Origin of the sequence: Chitinophaga parva (assembly GCF_003071345.1) — a bacterium.
In the GTDB taxonomy this organism is placed as follows: Bacteria; Bacteroidota; Bacteroidia; order Chitinophagales; family Chitinophagaceae; genus Chitinophaga; species Chitinophaga parva.
Map to the genome: position 1 here is coordinate 576,776 of NZ_QCYK01000003.1, position 18,179 is coordinate 594,954.

Sequence of the window (18,179 nt, forward strand, 5' to 3'; positions counted from 1 at the left end):
ACATGGCCAGATATTTTGCATTGCTTTTAGCCATTCCCTTCATGATGGGATGTGGCGCAACAGACAGTAGTGAGCATGGGCACGTGGAGGTGCTGGGTTTTGTAAACCCCTTCATTGGCACAGGCGGCCATGGGCATACGTTCCCGGGCGCCGCTTATCCATCGGGCATGGTGCAGGTAAGCCCGGACACCGGCCTGGATGGGTGGGACTGGTGCGCCGGTTATCATTACTCCGATAGCTCCATCATCGGTTTCTCCCACACCCACTTGTCGGGTACCGGCCGCTCGGACCTGCTGGATGTGATGATCATGCCCACGGTAGGTAAGATCAAACTGGATGAAGGCACCAAAACAAGGCCTGCAGAGGGTTACCGCTCCCGGTTCTCCCACGATGAAGAGGTGGCTTCACCCGGTTATTACAAGGTGAAGTTGCAGGACTATGATATTATGGCGGAGCTCACGGCATCGCCCCGTTGCGGCTTTCACCGTTATACTTTTCCTGCCAGCAGGGAGTCACATATTGTGCTGGATCTTTCGCACCACTACGCAACAGACTCCGTGTTGCTTACGTCCCTGAAGGTGGCAGACAGTTGCACCATCACCGGTGAGCGCCACACCAGGGGCTGGGGGGAGCCAGGTGAAAAGTACTGGGTAGACCAGCATGTGTTTTATGCTATTAAAGTCTCAAAGCCTTTCAGCGCTTCGGTTTCCGTGGATGATCACGCAGTGGGGGAGCAGCAGGCCAGCGGCAGGAATGTGAAAGCCGTACTGAATTTTGCCACCGCAAAAAGTGAAATGGTGCTGGTAAAGGTGGGCATCTCACCGGTGAGCGTGGAGAATGCATTGGAAAACCTTTCTACTGAAATACCAGCCTGGGATTTCAATGAAACCCTTACGCAGGCCCAGTTGAAATGGGAACACGAGTTGAAGAAGATCAACATCACCGCGCCTGATAAAACAAAGACCATCTTTTACACCGCGCTTTATCACAGCCTCATTACACCGTATCTATTCAACGACGTGAATAAGCAATACCCCGGATTTGACGGGCACATCCACAAGGCGGAAGGGTTCAGCAACTACACCGCCCTTTCACTGTGGGATACTTTCCGCGCCATGAACCCGCTGCTTACCATCCTGGAGCCCGGGAAGGTGAATGACATCATCCAGTCCATGCTGGCCCAGTACGATCAAACCGGCCTGCTACCCGTATGGCCGCTGTGGTCCAGTGAAACCAATTGCATGATCGGCTATCATTCCGTGCCGGTCATCGTGGATGCGTACTTTAAGGGCATCCGGAATTATGACGTGAACAAGGCTTATGAAGCCATGAAACATTCCGCCATGCAGGATGGATCTGGCGTGAAAGAGCTGAAGCAGTTTGGTTATATTCCTTTTGACCGGTATAACAAATCCGTATCCACCGCGCTGGAATACTGCTATGACGACTGGTGCATTGCCCGGATGGCAAAGGATTTGGGGAGGAATGATGATTACGATTATTTCATGAAAAGGGCCATGTCTTACAAAACCTATTTTGACAGGGACTATAAATTAATGAACGGGTTTTCCAGCACCGGTAAGTTCCGCCGCCCTTTTGATCCCTTGTTTGCTTCCTATGGGCAAAGTGATTGGGTGGAAGGTAATGCATGGCAGTATTCATTCTTTGTACCGCATGATATACCCGGATTGATTAATTTACACGGCGGAAATCAAAACTTTGAACAGGCGCTGGATACCTTGTTTGGAATGGTTGCAAAGCCGCAGGGAAATGATATGCCGGTAGATATCAGCGGGTTGATAGGCCAGTATGCACATGGCAATGAACCCAGTCATCACATTGCTTACCTGTATAACTACATTGGTAAACCCTGGAAAACGCAGGAGAAGCTGCACCAGATCATGAGTACCCTTTACACCGACCAGCCGGACGGCCTTTCCGGTAATGATGATTGCGGCCAGATGTCCGCCTGGTATGTGTTTAGCGCCATGGGTATTTACCCGGTAAACCCTGCATCCGGCGTCTATGTTTTTGGAGAGCCTATGGTGACGGAAGCCGCCATCAAAATAAAAGACAAAGTATTTACGATGAAGGCCACGGGCTTAAGTGATAAGAATATTTATATCCAGTCGGTGAAGCTGAATGGGAACGACTATCATAAATTGTACATTACCCACCAGGAGGTGCTGGATGGCGCCAGCCTGGAATTTACGATGGGACCGAAGCCTGGCAATTTTGACGGTGCGGCGTTGCCCCCTTCCATGCAAAAAGAATAACAGCGATATGAACTTATTGAAAACCGCTGCGTTGCTTGTGATAGCTACAGGCGCCAGTTTCACTGCCGGGGCACAAAAGGCCCCGGCTTATAACATTGTATTTATTGGCAACAGCATTACGTATGGTGCTACGTTGCCCACACCGGCATTGCAATGTCCTCCCTTCCATGTGGTGAAGCTCCTGCGGGAGAAGGGCTGCACGATCCGCTATGCCAACTGTGGCCACAGTGGCAGTACCACGGTGGATTTCCTGCCTTCCATGCAAAAGCTTTTCCCAAAAGTATTGCAGGCAGCAGATACGCTTTACAACAAAACCACTGGCCTGGTCTTTTCCATCACGCTGGGCACTAATGATAGCGCCATAGAAGGGCCCACCGGTGCGCCCGTATCGCCAGCACAATACCGGGAAAACCTGCAGCAGATAATAGACAGCTTGCACCGGCGCTATCCCGGCAGCATCTTTGTACTGCACCGGCCTACCTGGTACAGTCCTAATACTTACAACGGGGCCAGGTACCTGGCGGAAGGCCTGCAACGCCTGCAATCCTACACACCGGAACTGGATAGCCTGGTAAGGACCCATTCACGCTATATTTTCAAAGGAGACCGCAACGCGTATGCATTTTTCGAGCAGCATGCTACCCGGTATCTTACACCGGAGCAGGGCCATGCAGGCGTATTTTACCTGCATCCCAATCCGGAGGGCGCGGAAAAATTAGCGAAGTTCTGGGCGGATAATTTGCAGGCCGTTATGGCAGTTTGGTATCGAAATTCTGCTCGTAGATCACCTGGCCGTTTAGCTGATTGACCTTTACATAATCCACCGCGCCGCATCCCTTAAAACGCAGGATGAGCTCATTGGCGGTGCCAATGGGTTTGGTGTAGGCGATCTGGAAGATCTTTTCTCCATCGAGATAAAAGGAGGAATGTTTGTTCTCCACCCGGATGCCCATTACATGCCATTGGGAGGCGTCAAAATTAAACTTGCTCAGGTTGTACTCGTCTCCCTTAATGCTTTTTTCCCCGCTGATAAATTTGATATAGGCATACCCCGCTTCGTTCAATGCAAAACCGTGCATGCCGGTATCAGATAGCATGTACATCATTACATCGGAGCGGGGAATGGCAAAGTCCTGCGGGGCGTTGCGCACCCTGGCTTCAAACATAAAATTATCTCCGTCCACCAGTTTTTCCTTGTAATAGATGTAGCTCACAAACAGGTGCCCCGGTCTTGCCTCCGGCACTACACTGTCCAGCGGGAGGCTGAGATACCCTTCTTTATGAAAAGCCTGGCCAATGGGCACGGTCCTGAAGATGCCTTTCCGTTCATTGCGGGTGTGGATAGACCAGCCCAGGCGACGGTTTTCCACCGTGATGGTCTTGATGGTACGGTCCTTATACCGCAGGTAGCAGAAGCCATCGCCTTCGTAAATGTAGGTGGCATTTACTTTTCCTTCATTGTGGGTGAGCAGCTTTTCAGCCGTGTCGCCATTTGCTTCTTCGTACACCAGCTTCATGTCTTTGAGCAGGGGAGAAGGGATGCTGTAAGAAAAAGTAACCGTGAGCGGGTTAGCACCCTTGGGATCTGAAACGGAAAATTCAATTTTAGATAGCAGGTAGTCCGTATAAAGATCCTTGATCTTCAGGATGTACAAGAGATAGCCGCACACGATAAGCAGCGCGGCGCTGAGCAGGTAAATGTAGGCCCGGCCGGAACGCTGTGTTCTTGCGGGAGCTGCAACAGGTGCCGGTGTGTGTGCAGGCGTAGTATGAACGGGAGGCGGCGCGGAAAGAGCGGATGCCGTTTCATGCACGTCTTCCTCTAAACGCTGCACGGAGGCGGCATTGGCGGCATCTTCTATCCTTGTTTTTTTGCGTACAAAGTCTGTATAACCGGCATAACCCAGGAAACGGCACAGTGCGTCCCGGGTGGCCAGTTGCGGGTTGCCGGTGCGTTGCTGGAAAAATCTTTTGAGTGTGTTGGCATTCACCATGACATTGGTGGATTCCAGGATCATGTTCTCCAAGGTCTTGAACTGGTCCAGGTCCCAAGTCTCCGGCGGGCCCCAGGATATAAAGCGGGTTGCATATTCGCTGGTTATTTCCCTGGTATATCGTCTGTCCTTTATTTCATCCATGGTTGCCTGAAAGTGTTAGCGCGATTGCAAATGGTTGATAAGTGGTCTAAGTGGAATTTTACGGGATATTACAACAATTTCTCCCGTTCCGGAAATTTTAGCGCGTTAAATTTACTGCGTTTTTGGCGGTACTGAATATTGATATTCAGGCCCCGTCCGGTATTTGGGACCGCACCTGGCAATGTTTTGGATAAATGCTATAAATTTCGGGAATGGTGATCGACTATAAAAAAATTGATTTGTTCGGAAAATCATTCATTCAAAAAATCGTATTAAAACCGCCTTTTGAATATGCTTTTCCTGTGGCAGCACAAGCCTGCTTTCTGTACATGCGGGAAGGAGAAATGGAGTACCAGTCTGAGGATACGCGTATGGATATTCCGGTCAACTATTCATTATTCCTGAATTGCATCAACTCCGGTAAACAAATAAACAGTGCAAAGGCGGGCGGTAATGGTGAAATTGTGATCGTTACGTTTTACCCGGATATATTAAAAAAAGTATACGAACGGGAGCTGCCGCAGCTCCTTCAGCAGCCCAGGAACGCGATGCCTGGCGTGTCGGCAGGGAAAATAAACAACGACTTTTTAATACAAAAGTATATTGAAGGCCTCCTGTTTTATTTTGAGAACCCGTCTCTGGTAAATGATGACATCCTGATCTTAAAATTGAAAGAGATCATCCTCCTGCTGTCACAAAACGCGCAATGCGGAAGCCGTGCAGGCAATCCTGTCCCAGCTTTTTTCACCAGTCACCTATACCTTTAAGCAAATAATCGAAGCGCATTTATTTTTACAGGTCAGTATAGAAGAACTGGCACGTAAAACCAATTTGAGTGTGTCCTCTTTTAAAAGGGAGTTTACGAAATTGTACAATGATTCCCCGGCCAACTATATTAAGGCCAAAAGGCTCGAAAAAGCTGCGGAGCTGCTCCAGGCTTCTGATAACCGCATTACAGACATAGCCCTTGATTGCGGGTTTAACGACCTGGCAAATTTTACAAAGAGTTTCCGCGACAAATACAATGTTACTCCCTCCAATTACCGTTTAAAGTCGAGATAACCTTACAACGCCGGTAGCGCCCGGAAAATGGCGGTTGAACCAAATTGCCAAAAAGCTGGGCCAATTTACAAAGTCCCTAACGACCACTCCCAATAATTTTGTGCTGTCAATTGTGACGGGATAATTTAAACTAAAAGTTATGGGACTATCAAATTTGGGGATCTTTCATACAGCTGTTGGTATTGCTGCCGTTATTGCTGCATTGGTAGCATTTGTACGGTATGGTAAAATTAATTTAAGCCAGCTTTACGGCAAGATCTACTTCTACTGCACGCTTGTTACTTCATTCACCGCGCTGGGGATCTCTAAGCACGGCGGTTTTAACCCGGGGCATGTGCTGTCGCTACTTATCATCATTTTAATAACAGCCGCTTATTTTCTTCATTCCCGTAAGCAGGGAAATATCCGGGCCCGTTATTTTGAGAACTTTTTTTTGTCGTTCAGTTTTTTCCTGTCCATGCTGCCCACGGTGAATGAAACATTTACCCGTATTCCGGTTGGGCATCCGCTGGCAAAGGATATCAGTGATCCTGTAATAGGGCGTACGTTGCTTGCTATCCTGGTGCTGTTCGTGATAGGGTCTGTTTATCAGTTCAGGAAACAAAGGGGTGTTAATAGGGGGCTGCCGGGAAATAATGGAGGGTAAATGGCTGTCCCGTGGGTGAGGAGCACTCTTATTTTAAACGGTTGAACGTTAGTTCCAGATCGTTTTCCCACTCCTTGTTGTCCTTGGATAATTCTCCCTTGCTGGTGATCGTGTTCCCGTCATCAGCAATTATCCAGGTGAACCGTTGTGAGAAGGTAGGCGTATTTCTCCACCATTTCAATGTATTGCCGCTGAATGAAACATCAATTTTTCTTGAAACTTTCCGTTCGTCAAAGTAAAGCATAAAATATTCCCCGGTGGCATCGTCACTACCGAAAATTGCGATGCCGCTGGGAATGCCTTCTTCATCAATTTCGGAATGCATTATTACAAAAGCACCTCCCTCCATCCACTGGAATGACGTGCGTCCGTGAAACGTAATCCCAGGAAGATATGGATGTGTGCCCACGGTTGCCCATTCTCCAATTAAGGCCTCAAAAGGCTGGAGTGCCGGATTGGGTATTGCTGCTTCGTGTTTTGAACTTTCCATCCTATTTTTTTGCTTGTATTGTTTTGAATTTTGCCCGTTCCAAAGTTCGCACTATTAATTGATGAAGATTGCCGGTCAATAGGCTGGTTGCCGGAAATAGTCTTTAAGTGTCACTGGCGGTAGCTGGAATGCCGTGCCCGCGGCAGCCTGGTCGGTGATAGGATTTGTTTACAAACACAGTAGAAGCCCAATACGCGCGGGTCTTTATTATTTACTCGCACTACCGCCCTTCCCCCAAAATTAACCGCCACCCGAACATTTTTTTTCAAAAAAAAACGGAAAATGTTTTGTTTGTTAAACGTTTAACATGATCTTTGAAGGCATGGAGAGAAAAGTGTCAATGAAAGACATCGCGGAAAGGGTAGGCGTATCAATCGCCCTGGTGTCCTATGTGCTGAATGAGAAAGAAGGCCGCGTAGGCCCTGAAATGGCGCAGCAGATCCGCAAGGTAGCCCAGGAACTGAACTACCGTCCCAACCTGATTGCCCGCAGCCTGCAAAGTGGCCGCACCAATACGCTGGGCCTCATCGTGGCGGATATTTCAAATCCTTTTTTCTCCAATATTGCCCGCATCATTGAAGACGAGGCTAAACAGTACGGCTATACGGTGCTCTTTGGCAGCAGCGATGAAAGTGTGGAAAAATCACAGGGTCTCATTGATACTTTCCTGAACCGGCAGGCAGACGCCCTGATCCTGGCACCCGCCGCAGGTACGGAGCCCCAGCTGATGGCGCTCAAAAAAAAGAAGATCCCTTTTGTGCTGGTGGACCGGTATTTTCCAAGCGTGCCTGCCAATTCCGTGCGTATTGATAACTACCAGGCAGCCTATAAGGCGGTGACACACCTGCTGAGGACCGGTAAGAAAAGGATCGGCATGCTTACCTACGATGGCGGGATGGAGCACATGCAGGAAAGGGAGCGGGGCTACCGCCAGGCATTGGAAGACCACGGGCTGTACCAGGCTGCTTTGTCGCAGCGCGCGTCTTACCTGCACCTGCAGGAAGGGGTGGCCACAGGGCTTTCCCACTTATTGCAGCCGGACCGTAAAGTGGATGCGGTGTTCTTTGCCACGAACTCCCTCGCGATAGAAGGGCTTAAACAACTGAACGCCCTCCGGTTAAAAGTGCCGGATGATGTAGCAGTGATCAGCTTCGATGAAAGCGACGCGTTCGACCTGTTTTATGCACCGGTTAGTTATGTGCGCCAGTCGCTCCGGGATATGGGTCGCGAGGCCGTAAGACTGGCTATCCAGGGGGTGGAACAAAAGAGCCGCCCGCAGGTGGATGTTATCGTGGGGGCAGACCTGGTCATTCGTAAGAGTTGTGGTTTTAAGGCAGGGTGAAACCTTTTTTTTGCATTAGCTTGTTAAACGATTAACCATAAAAATTCCACATGAGATCTTTTTTTGTTTCCACGTTATTGTTGTTGTCATCCTGCGCTTTTGCCCAGCAAGGGTTTAATGGGATAGAAAGCAATATGCAAAACCTCTTCCGTGTGTCCGATGCCAGGAGCCGTTCCATCAGCCCGGAGAACTTCAATGGGGCGAAAGGCGGTGGCGCCATGGCTACCACAGGCACCGGCGCCAATGCATCCCGGGAACTGGGTAAAGGCTGGAAAGTAAGCCCCAGCGTAGTGATCAAGGCACATACCACCTTCACTGTTGCCGAAATAGACGGCCCCGGTTCTATACAGCATATCTGGATGACACCTACCGGTAACTGGCGCTTTTCTATTTTCCGCTTTTACTGGGATGATGAAACTACGCCCTCTGTAGAAGTGCCGGTAGGCGACTTCTTTGGCATGGGGTGGAATAAATATGCGTCCCTGCAATCTGCGGCAGTGTGCGTAAACCCCGGCAGCGCGTTTAACTGCTACTGGCCAATGCCATTCCGTAAGAAGTGCCGCATTACCATGGAAAATATAGACGATCATGACATGGTGCTGTATTACCAGGTAGACTACCTGCTTACCAAAGTGCCGGATGATGCGGCTTATTTCCACGCACAGTTCCGCCGCGTAAATCCATTGCCCTACAAACAGAACTATGTGCTGGTGGACAGTATACAGGGCAAAGGCCAATACGTAGGCACTTACATGGCTTATGGCTCACATAAGAACGGCTGGTGGGGAGAAGGAGAGATCAAATTCTATATGGATGGCGATACGGAATATCCCACCATTTGCGGTACCGGCACGGAAGATTATTTCTGCGGCTCGTACGATTTTGATACACATACCACCAATGACGCTGGCGTTACAACATCAAATTACACAACTTACTCCAACGCCTATACGGGATTGCCGCAGGTGATCAAGGGCGATGGACATTACAACGTAGCACAGCGTTTTGGTTTGTACCGCTGGCATATCACCGATCCGATACGTTTTGAAAAGAGCCTGAAGGTAACCATCCAGGACCTGGGATGGCGCTCCGAAGGCCGTTACCTGCCCTTGCAGGATGATATTGCCACCACCGTATTCTGGTACCAGCAGGGGCCACACGGGCCGTTTCCAAAGCTGCCTTCCAAAGATGAACTGGAGATCAACTAGCCACGTTTTCAGCATACCGCCCCGGCATTGTACGATAGCAATATAAGTAGCATATAAGACAGGACTTATCAGCAGGTCCGCCGCGTCCACGGGCGGCGGGCACCCGGCAAACAGGATAATGCCATGGGCAACGTATGCCCGGCCTCCACGCAGTACTGTTCAATCCACGCCATAAGCATTCATCATGAAACCAATTGCGCTTGTTTTTTTAATTGCCACTTTTATGGAAACTACTTCCTGCCATGAGCAGCCACATGCCGCACAACAAGCCGGTGCGGCCACCGATACCAGTTATACAAAAGGCACTTTTGGATACGACCTGCTTTTCCTGCAAAAGAAAGATCCCGGCCTGGTGGTCCTGCAACAGGGCGACGCGCAATTGCTCGTATCGCCCAGGTACCAGGCGAAAGTTTTTACCTCTACTGCTGCGGGCAGCCAGGGACAAAGCTTTGGCTGGATCCACTATCAGGCGTTTGATGGACCGGAAGACGCACATATGAATGGCTATGGCGGCGAAAACCGCATCTGGCTTGGGCCGGAAGGCGGCCGCTTTTCCCTGTTCTTTGCCAAAGGCGCCAAAATGGAATTTGACAACTGGCATACACCCAAAGCATTTGATACCGAGGCGTGGCAGTTGGTTGCACAAAAAGCAGACAGTGTGGTGATGGAGAAGAGCATGCAGCTGACCAATTATGCCGGTCATGCATTTTCACTGTCTGTGCGCCGCCTGGTAAAACTGCTGGATAACAGCGGCATTGACAATGCCCTTCACCTGGTACGCGATAGCTCCGTGAAAGCCGTAGGTTATTACACGGAAAACAGCATGACCAACACTGGCACAGAAACCTGGACGGCCACTACCGGCATGCCCTGCATCTGGATGCTGGACATGTTCAATCCTTCACCCGCTACCACCATCGTGATACCTTATAAGGCCGGCAAGCCAAAACCAGCTACTACAGACTATTTCGGGGAAATACCTGCGGACCGTATCCGCTACCACGATGACAAGGTTCTGTTCTTCAAGGCAGACGGTAAGTCGCGGGGTAAGCTGGGCATACATCCCAGCCGCGTACAACCGGTGGCCGGCAGTTATGATGCCTCCCACCAGGTGCTGACCATCATCCTTTTTGATACGGACCCGCTGGGCCGCTACCTGAACCAGGAATGGAGCACCGGTAAGGAGCCTTTCAGCGGTGATGCCATGAATGCCTATAACGATGGCCCGCTGGCCGATGGCAGCCAGATGGGACCCTTTTATGAATTGGAAAGCGTATCGCCCGCGGCCTTCCTGCCGCCCGGCCACACGCATACCCATCGCCACAGCGTATTTCATTTCACCGGTAATGTAGCGGGATTAGACAGGATCAGCCAACAGGTACTGGGCGTAAAACTGGAAACGGTACAACAAGCATTTTAAAAAAAAATCAACTGATTGATATGAGCAATACACAGTATCCCCGGATCGGGATCAGACCGGTTATTGATGGCAGATTGGGCGGCGTCCGCGAATCCCTGGAAGCCGTAACCATGCAGATGGCAAAGAATGTAGCTGCTTTATACACCACACACTTACGCTACCCGGATGGCAGCCCCGTACAATGCGTGATTGGTGATACCTGCATTGGTGGCGTGAAAGAAGCCGCAGACTGTGCACGGCAATTTGAAAACAACGGCGTGGGGGTGTCCCTGTCTGTAACACCCTGCTGGTGTTACGGGATGGAGACAATGGACATGCACCCGTACTGGCCAAAGGCTATCTGGGGCTTCAACGGAACGGAAAGACCGGGTGCTGTATACCTCGCGGCTACGCTGGCCGCGCATGCGCAAATGGGGCTGCCTGCATTTGGCATCTACGGCCGTGATGTACAGGACCTGGGAGATGAGGCGATCCCTGAGGATGTGACGGATAAGCTGCTGCGCTTTGCCCGTGCGGGAATGGCCGTGGCATTGATGCGTGGCAAGTCTTACCTCGCCATCGGCACCGTGTCCATGGGCATTGCCGGCTCCATGGTGAACAGTGATTTCTTCCAGCGCTACCTGGGTATGCGCAATGAATGGGTGGATACTTCCGAGATCTTACGGCGCATTGAAAAAAAGATCTACGATGAAAACGAGTTTGAAAAAGCACTCGCCTGGACGCGCAGTAACTGTAAGGAAGGCAGCGATTTCAATCCTGTTGAAAAACAGTTCAGCCGCGCGGAGAAGGATGATCACTGGGAAACTGTAGTGAAGATGACGCTCATTTTCCGCGACCTGATGACCGGCAATGCGGCCCTGAAAGCCAAAGGCTTCGGGGAAGAAGCGATGGGCCACAATGCCCTGCTGGCGGGATTCCAGGGGCAACGGCAGTGGACGGATTTCCTGCCCAACGGGGACTTTCCGGAAGCGATCCTCAATTCTTCTTTTGACTGGAACGGTATCCGCGCACCTTACATGATGGCCACGGAAAATGATGCGATGAATGGGGTGTCCATGTTGTTCGGCTACCTGCTCACGCATACCGCGCAGATCTTTGCAGACGTGCGCACTTATTGGAGCCCTGATGCCGTGCAGCGGGTTACGGGCTGGCAGCCGGATGGCACGGCCGCGGGCGGCTTCATTCACCTCATTAATTCCGGCTCGGCCACACTGGATGGTACCGGCCGTCTGCAACAGGATGGCCAGCCTGTCATGAAACCGTTCTGGGAAATACAGGAAGCGGAAGTGAAAGACTGCCTGGCGCATACCACCTGGTACCCTGCAAACAATGGTTACTTCCGGGGCGGCGGTTACTCTTCGCAATTCGTGACCCGCGGTGGTATGCCTGTGACCATGTGCCGGCTGAACCTCGTAAAGGGCCTGGGCCCTGTGCTGCAGATTGCGGAAGGCCACACGGTAGACCTGCCGGATCATGTGCACCGCACGCTGGATGAGCGTACGGACCGTACCTGGCCCACCACCTGGTTTGTGCCCCGCCTTACGGGACAGGGCGCTTTCCGTGACGTATACACGGTGATGGCTAACTGGGGCGCTAACCATGGAGCGATCAGCTATGGCCATGTAGGACATGAATTAATTACCCTGGCTGCGCTGCTGCGTATCCCGGTGAACATGCATAACGTGGAAGAACAGCGCATCTTCCGGCCGGCGGCATGGGCCTCTTTTGGTACCACCGCCGCAGAAGGCGCTGACTACAGGGCCTGCGATACATATGGCCCCTTGTACAAATAAACTTCTTCATCCATTTCATTATATCAATCATTCATGCCATGAAAAGATCGATACAACCATCGCTTTTCCGCGGTGAAGACGGCACCAGCTACCTGCGGCCTTTCGCCCTGGTGGCCAGCTTGTTCCTGTTGTGGGGGTTTGCACACGGGCTGCTGGACGTGCTGGACAAACATTTCCAGAATACCCTGCATGTATCCAAAATGCAATCAGGTTTCGTGCAGTTTTCGCTTTACATCGGGTACCTGGTAATGGCTGCCCCGGCGGGCCTGTTCATGAAAAAATATGGATATAAAAAAGGTATCCTTTTAGGGCTGGGACTTTTTGCACTGGGTGCTTTCCTGTTTTATCCCGCCGCTAAACTGGCCGCCTTCCTGCCTTTCCTTACGGCCTTGTTCGTGATCGCCTGCGGGCTTTCTTGCCTGGAAACCGCCGCTAATCCTTATGCCACCGTGCTGGGTGCACCCGGTGGTGCGGCACGGCGCATCAACATTGCGCAGTCGTTCAATGGCCTGGGATGGATACTGGGCCCGCTCATTGGTGGATTGGTCATTTTTGGCGCGGAGCAAAAAGGCGGCGCTAACAAGTTCAGTTCACTCATCCCGCCTTACATGTGTGTGGGCGTTATCGTGATCTGTGTGGCGCTGGTCTTTGTTTTTACAAAGCTGCCGGTGATCCGGGAAGACAATGAAGAAGGCATTGCGGCCAATGCACCTGCGAAGGAATTGCTGAAGCATCCTGCTTTTGTACTGGCGGTGGTAGCCCAGTTCCTGTATGTAGCGGCACAGACAGGCTTCAATTCATTTTTTATCAATTACGTAACGGAAACCATGACCGGCGTGCAGGAAGTGGTAGCCCGCCAGATGGCGCACCTGGGCTATTTCGGGGAGGTGTTCATGCCGCACAATGCAGAGCAGGCAGCCTCCCTCATCCTGGCCCTGGGTGGAATGGGCGCGTTCTGGATAGGCCGCCTTACCGGCGCCTGGATCATGAAGTTCATGGCGCCTGAAAAACTGCTGGGGCTATATGCGCTGATCAATACCGTGCTTACCGGTATGGTGGTAGCAGAACTGGGATGGACCAGCGTAATTGCACTATTCTCCACTTACTTCTTCATGTCGGTGATGTTCCCTACCATTTTTGCACTGGGCATCCGTGGTATGGGGCCACTTACCAAACGTGCGGCATCTTTCCTGGTAATGGCCGTAGCCGGAGGTGCATTCTGCCCGCCGTTGATGGGCGCCCTGGCAGATGCACACGGTATGCGCATCGCTTTCCTGGTGCCGCTTTGCTGCTTTGCCTTCATTTGCTTTTATGCAAAAGTAGGATCGCGCATCCGGTCTAAACACCAACCCATGGCCATCGACAAACTGCCGGTGGTCCTTTAACCCAATAAAAGAACGTGTTATCCATCCCGCATGACCACGAATGAAACATATTTGATAGGACTGGATTTTGGTACTGATTCTGTGCGCGCCCTGCTGGTGCGCGGCAGTGACGGCGCTGAAGCAGCAACAGCGGTATTTGCTTACCCGCGCTGGCGCGATGGGCTGTATTGCCATGCGGCGGCCCAGCAATTCCGGCAACATCCGCTGGACCACCTGGAGGGCCTGGAATACGTGATACGTGCCTGCCTGCAACAGGCCGGGCCCGCCGTGGCGGCACAGGTAAAAGCCATTGGCCTGGGCGCCACCGGCTCATCACCACTGCCGGTAAACCGCGAAGGCACCCCACTGGCCCTGCTGCCAGCCTTTGCGGACAATCCCAATGCCATGGTAGTGTTATGGAAAGACCATACAGCTATCCGGGAAGCTGCAGAGATCAATGCCCATGCTGCACGTACCGGCACGCCTTACCTGCAATATGCGGGTGGCATTTACTCCAGCGAATGGTTCTGGGCCAAATTGCTGCACGTGCTGCGCGATGATGCCGCGGTGCGGGAGCAAACCTGGAGCTGGGTGGAGCATTGCGACTGGCTGCCATTTGTGCTCACTGGTGGCAATGATGTTTCTCAAATGAAAAGGAGTGTATGCGCTGCCGGTCATAAAGCCCTGTGGGCGGCCGATTGGGGCGGTTTGCCACCGGCTGCCTTTTGGGAAAGCCTGGATCCTTTACTGGAAGGATTTTCCAGCCGCCTTTATACGAACACCTGTACAGCCGACCAGCCGGCGGGGACTTTAAGCCCGGCCTGGGCCGCAAAGCTGGGGCTTCCTGAAAGTGTGATCGTGACCACAGGTGCGCTGGATGCGCATGTGGGCGCTGTGGGCGGGCAAATTGAACCTTATTTCCTGAGCAAAGTAATGGGCACTTCCACCTGTGATATGCTGGTGGCGCCTGCCGCTGCATTAGGCCAGAAAAAGATCAGTGGTATTTGCGGCCAGGTACCTGGCTCGGTGATACCTGGCCTTGTTGGGATGGAAGCTGGCCAGTCGGCCTTTGGCGATACCTATGCCTGGCTCCGTAACCTGCTGGCCTGGCCGCTGCAATGGCTTGGGGAAGATGGTGATGCCGCCGGGCAACAATTACGCGCGGAGCTCGCCGCGCGCATTTTACCGGAATTGAACCGGCAGGCGGCATTGCTGCCGGTACACGATGATGCGCCGCTGGCCCTGGACTGGCTGAACGGCCGCCGCACACCGGATGCAGATCCTTTACTGAAGGCCGCCATCACCGGCCTTACATTGGGTACAGATGCGGTAACCGTTTTCCGCACCCTGGCGGAAAGCACCTGCTTTGGTGCACGCAAGATCGTGGAGCGTTTTGCCACAGAAGGCGTGCCGGTAAAGGGTTTGATAGGCGTGGGAGGGATCGTGAAAAAATCGCCCTTTATCATGCAGCTGCTGGCCGATGTGCTGGAGATGCCCATCCGCGCGCATGCCGGGGAGCAGACCTGCGCGGCCGGTGCGGCCATGTTTGCCGCAACCGCCGCAGGACTTTATCCCAATGTAGAAGCGGCCATGCACGCCATGGGACAGGGTTTTGAGCGGACCTACCTACCAAACGGGGAGCGTGCGGCTGTATACCGCCGGCGCTATGCACAATATGAACGCCTTGGCTACCTGGCCACAGCTCTTTATTCACCACGTTAAAAGCTTTGCTGATGCAATCAAAAAAAGACCGTCGTTCCTTTTTAAAACTGACCGCGCTGAGTGGCCTGGGTACGCTCGCAGCACCCTGGGCATTGGGCGCCCAGACCGCGCAGCCTGCCGTGGCACCGGCTGGTGCGACACCGGCATCGCCGGGTATTGCCCCTGCAGCGGCACGTGCTTTTAATGCCGCTTATACCGGCGCTTACCTGGATCGTATAGCCTTTCCCGTAGGAGGCATTGGTGCAGGGATGTTCTGCCTGGAGGGCACGGGCGCTATTTCACATTTGTCTGTGCGCAATAACCCCGAGATATTTAATGAACCGGCCATGTTTGCCGCCATTGCGCTGAAGCAGGCGCCCCACAACGCCCGCGTGCTGGAAGGCCCGGTGCCGAAGTGGAAGAAATTTGGCCAGCGCGATGCCGGCCTGGGAGGCACTGGCGGCGCTACCTGGGGATTGCCGCGTTTTGAACAGGCGGATTTCCTGGCGCGTTTTCCTTTTGCAGAGATCAACCTGTCTGATCCCGCATTGCCATTGGCCGTACAGCTCACCGGCTGGAGCCCTTTTGTACCCACAGATGCCGACAGTTCCAGCCTGCCATTTGGAGCATTGGAATACCGGTTTAAAAACACGGGTGGAAGTACCGCTGAATTTATCTTCTCTTATAACAGCCGCAATTTTATGTGGCAGCCCGAAACGGTGAACAGCATACGTGCCATCAAAAACGGGTTCATCTTATCCGCAGCCGGTACGGATGCTGCGCCGGAAAAGCAGGGCGACTTTGCCATTTTTACCAACGAAGATGCGGTCGTGGACCATTGCTGGTTCCGCGGTGAATGGTTTGATCCGTTGACCATGGCCTGGAACACCATCAGCAATGGGGAAACATCCTCGGGTGGTCCCGTGGAGAAAGATGCACCGGGTGCCTCCCTCTTTGTGCCCTTTACATTGCAGCCTGGCGAAACAAAGACCATCCGCCTCATGATGGCCTGGTATGTACCCGATACCAAACTGACCATGGGCACGGAAAACCCTGCCAATAAAGCATTGGTGGCTGCCAACCCGCTGCTTAAATACCATAAGCCCTGGTACAGCAGCCAGTTCAAAAACGTGGAGGAGGCGGCAGATCATTGGCGCAGCCAGTACGATGCCCTGCGCAAACGATCACGCTTGTTCACCGATACTTTTTACAAAACCACCCTGCCGCCCGAAGTAGTGGAAGCCGTGGCTGCCAATCTTACCATCCTCAAATCCACCACGGTGCTGCGCCAGTACGATGGCCGCTTCTGGTGCTGGGAGGGCAGTGGCGATAGCTGGGGGAGCTGCCATGGTTCCTGCACGCACGTGTGGAACTATGCCCAGGCAGTGTCTCATCTTTTTCCCGCATTGGAAAGAAGCCTGCGCGAAACGGAGTTCAATGAGAACCAGGATGAACGGGGCCACCAGATGTTCCGCGCCAACCTGCCCATCACCCCCGTGCTGCATAATTTCCACGCCGCCTCCGACGGGCAGTTGGGCGGCATCATGAAAGTATACCGGGAGTGGCGGATCAGCGGCGATACCGGCTGGCTGAAAGGCCTGTACCCAAAAGTGCAACGCAGCCTGGACTACTGCATCCAAACGTGGGATCCCGATGGTAAAGGCGTAGTGGCGGAGCCCCACCACAATACGTATGATATAGAATTCTGGGGGCCTACCGGCTTTGCCACCAGTTTCTACCTGGGCGCGCTTCACGCCATCATCGTGATGGGCGATGCATTACAGGAGCCCACGGACCGTTATAAAAAGCTGTATGAAAGCGGCAGGAAAATACTGGAAACAGACCTGTATAACGGTGAATACTTTTTCCAGGAGATCAAATGGACAGGCCTGCACGCCGCGGACCCGGTAAAGGCGCAGTCTTTTGCCACGCACTACACGCCGGAAGCCCTGGCATTGCTGCAAAAGGAAGGACCGAAGTATCAATATGGCAAAGGTTGTTTATCCGATGGCATCATCGGCGCCTGGATGTCGCGCATGTGTGGGCTGGGCGACCCGGTGGATGCCGTGAAAATAAAGAACCACCTGAATGCGGTGCACCGGTATAATTTCCGCCACACATTGCAGGGGCATGCGAACCCCCAGCGGCCTACCTATGCGATTGGCGAAGAAGGAGGCCTGTTGCTGTGCTCCTGGCCGGAGGGCGGCAAACTGTCGCTACCGTTTGTGTACAGCAACGAGGTATGGACCGGCATTGAATACCAGGTGGCCAGCCACCTGATGCTGATGGGAGAGGTGGACAAGGGGCTCGATATTGTGCGGGCCTGTCGCAACCGTTATGACGGAAAAGTGAGGAATCCTTTTAATGAATACGAGTGTGGGCACTGGTATGCGCGGGCGCTATCGAGCTACGGCATGCTGGAAGGCCTCACCGGTGTACGCTATGACGCCGTGGACCGCACGTTGTACGTGGATTCGCGCGTGGGCGATTTTACGGGTTTTCTTTCCACCGCCACCGGCTTTGGCACCGTAAGCCTGCGTGGTGGTAAACCCTCGCTGGACGTGGCATTTGGTACCATTCCCGCCCGCAGGGTCGTTGTAGCCGGTAAAGAAGCCCGGCTTGCATAAGCCGGCATTTTTCCGGCGCCAGGCACAAAACATATTATCAATCATCTCTCAAAAAACGCGTTTATGTAGATCCTGATCGCTACAAGAGTCGTGCTGCCCCGTATTTAGTCCT

At 52.7% G+C, this 18,179-nt stretch carries 14 protein-coding genes; 12 read left to right on the top strand and 2 right to left on the bottom strand.

What is annotated here, in order from left to right; all coding sequences use genetic code 11:
- The first annotated feature begins 2 nt into the window (after nucleotides 1-2).
- Nucleotides 3-2,276, top strand: a complete 2,274-nt coding sequence (locus DCC81_RS21560) for a GH92 family glycosyl hydrolase (protein WP_108688743.1) — start codon at nucleotides 3-5, stop codon at nucleotides 2,274-2,276.
- Between the two features lie 7 nt (nucleotides 2,277-2,283).
- The gene (locus DCC81_RS21565) at nucleotides 2,284-3,084 is read left to right on the top strand and encodes a GDSL-type esterase/lipase family protein (protein WP_108688744.1); all 801 of its coding nucleotides are present in this window, start codon (nucleotides 2,284-2,286) and stop codon (nucleotides 3,082-3,084) included.
- Here the strand turns inward: DCC81_RS21565 and DCC81_RS21570 are convergent.
- The gene (locus DCC81_RS21570) at nucleotides 3,026-4,414 is read right to left on the bottom strand and encodes a hypothetical protein (protein WP_108688745.1); all 1,389 of its coding nucleotides are present in this window, start codon (nucleotides 4,412-4,414) and stop codon (nucleotides 3,026-3,028) included. The two genes, DCC81_RS21565 and DCC81_RS21570, sit on opposite strands and share 59 nt — an antisense overlap.
- A gap of 212 nt (nucleotides 4,415-4,626) precedes the next feature.
- Here DCC81_RS21570 and DCC81_RS21575 point away from each other — a divergent pair, with 212 nt between their 5' ends.
- The 3 genes from DCC81_RS21575 (at nucleotide 4,627) to DCC81_RS21580 (ending at nucleotide 6,122) form a co-directional block, all read left to right on the top strand.
- Nucleotides 4,627-5,181 (top strand): hypothetical protein, encoded by a 555-nt coding sequence (locus DCC81_RS21575; RefSeq protein WP_240613042.1) that lies wholly within the window; start codon nucleotides 4,627-4,629, stop codon nucleotides 5,179-5,181.
- Between the two features lie 70 nt (nucleotides 5,182-5,251).
- Complete coding sequence (locus DCC81_RS25885) at nucleotides 5,252-5,476, top strand: helix-turn-helix domain-containing protein (protein ID WP_240613043.1); 225 nt, start codon at nucleotides 5,252-5,254, stop codon at nucleotides 5,474-5,476.
- Between the two features lie 139 nt (nucleotides 5,477-5,615).
- Complete coding sequence (locus tag DCC81_RS21580) at nucleotides 5,616-6,122, top strand: hypothetical protein (protein ID WP_108688746.1); 507 nt, start codon at nucleotides 5,616-5,618, stop codon at nucleotides 6,120-6,122.
- Nucleotides 6,123-6,150: 28 nt separating this feature from the next.
- Here DCC81_RS21580 and DCC81_RS21585 read toward each other — a convergent pair whose 3' ends face one another.
- Nucleotides 6,151-6,612 carry a DUF1579 family protein gene (locus DCC81_RS21585; protein WP_108688747.1) on the bottom strand — a complete coding sequence of 154 codons (462 nt, stop codon included), beginning with the start codon at nucleotides 6,610-6,612 and terminating at the stop codon, nucleotides 6,151-6,153.
- Between the two features lie 307 nt (nucleotides 6,613-6,919).
- Between DCC81_RS21585 and DCC81_RS21590 the strand changes: the two genes are divergently transcribed.
- The 7 genes from DCC81_RS21590 (at nucleotide 6,920) to DCC81_RS21620 (ending at nucleotide 18,067) form a co-directional block, all read left to right on the top strand.
- On the top strand, nucleotides 6,920-7,954 hold the full coding sequence (locus tag DCC81_RS21590; RefSeq protein WP_240613044.1) for a LacI family DNA-binding transcriptional regulator: 1,035 nt from the start codon (nucleotides 6,920-6,922) through the stop codon (nucleotides 7,952-7,954).
- A gap of 50 nt (nucleotides 7,955-8,004) precedes the next feature.
- Nucleotides 8,005-9,162 carry a glycoside hydrolase family 172 protein gene (locus tag DCC81_RS21595; RefSeq protein WP_108688748.1) on the top strand — a complete coding sequence of 386 codons (1,158 nt, stop codon included), beginning with the start codon at nucleotides 8,005-8,007 and terminating at the stop codon, nucleotides 9,160-9,162.
- Nucleotides 9,163-9,385: 223 nt separating this feature from the next.
- Nucleotides 9,386-10,582 carry a DUF6786 family protein gene (locus tag DCC81_RS21600; protein ID WP_205686400.1) on the top strand — a complete coding sequence of 399 codons (1,197 nt, stop codon included), beginning with the start codon at nucleotides 9,386-9,388 and terminating at the stop codon, nucleotides 10,580-10,582.
- Between the two features lie 20 nt (nucleotides 10,583-10,602).
- Nucleotides 10,603-12,375, top strand: coding sequence for an L-fucose isomerase (locus DCC81_RS21605; protein ID WP_108688750.1), 1,773 nt, complete (start codon nucleotides 10,603-10,605; stop codon nucleotides 12,373-12,375).
- 38 nt (nucleotides 12,376-12,413) lie between these two features.
- A complete protein-coding gene (gene fucP, locus DCC81_RS21610; protein WP_108688751.1) occupies nucleotides 12,414-13,760 on the top strand; it encodes an L-fucose:H+ symporter permease in 1,347 nt (448 codons plus the stop codon).
- 30 nt (nucleotides 13,761-13,790) lie between these two features.
- Nucleotides 13,791-15,461, top strand: a complete 1,671-nt coding sequence (locus tag DCC81_RS21615) for a ribulokinase (protein WP_108688752.1) — start codon at nucleotides 13,791-13,793, stop codon at nucleotides 15,459-15,461.
- An 11-nt stretch (nucleotides 15,462-15,472) separates the two neighbouring features.
- On the top strand, nucleotides 15,473-18,067 hold the full coding sequence (locus tag DCC81_RS21620) for a GH116 family glycosyl hydrolase (protein WP_108688753.1): 2,595 nt from the start codon (nucleotides 15,473-15,475) through the stop codon (nucleotides 18,065-18,067).
- Nucleotides 18,068-18,179: the final 112 nt, after the last annotated feature.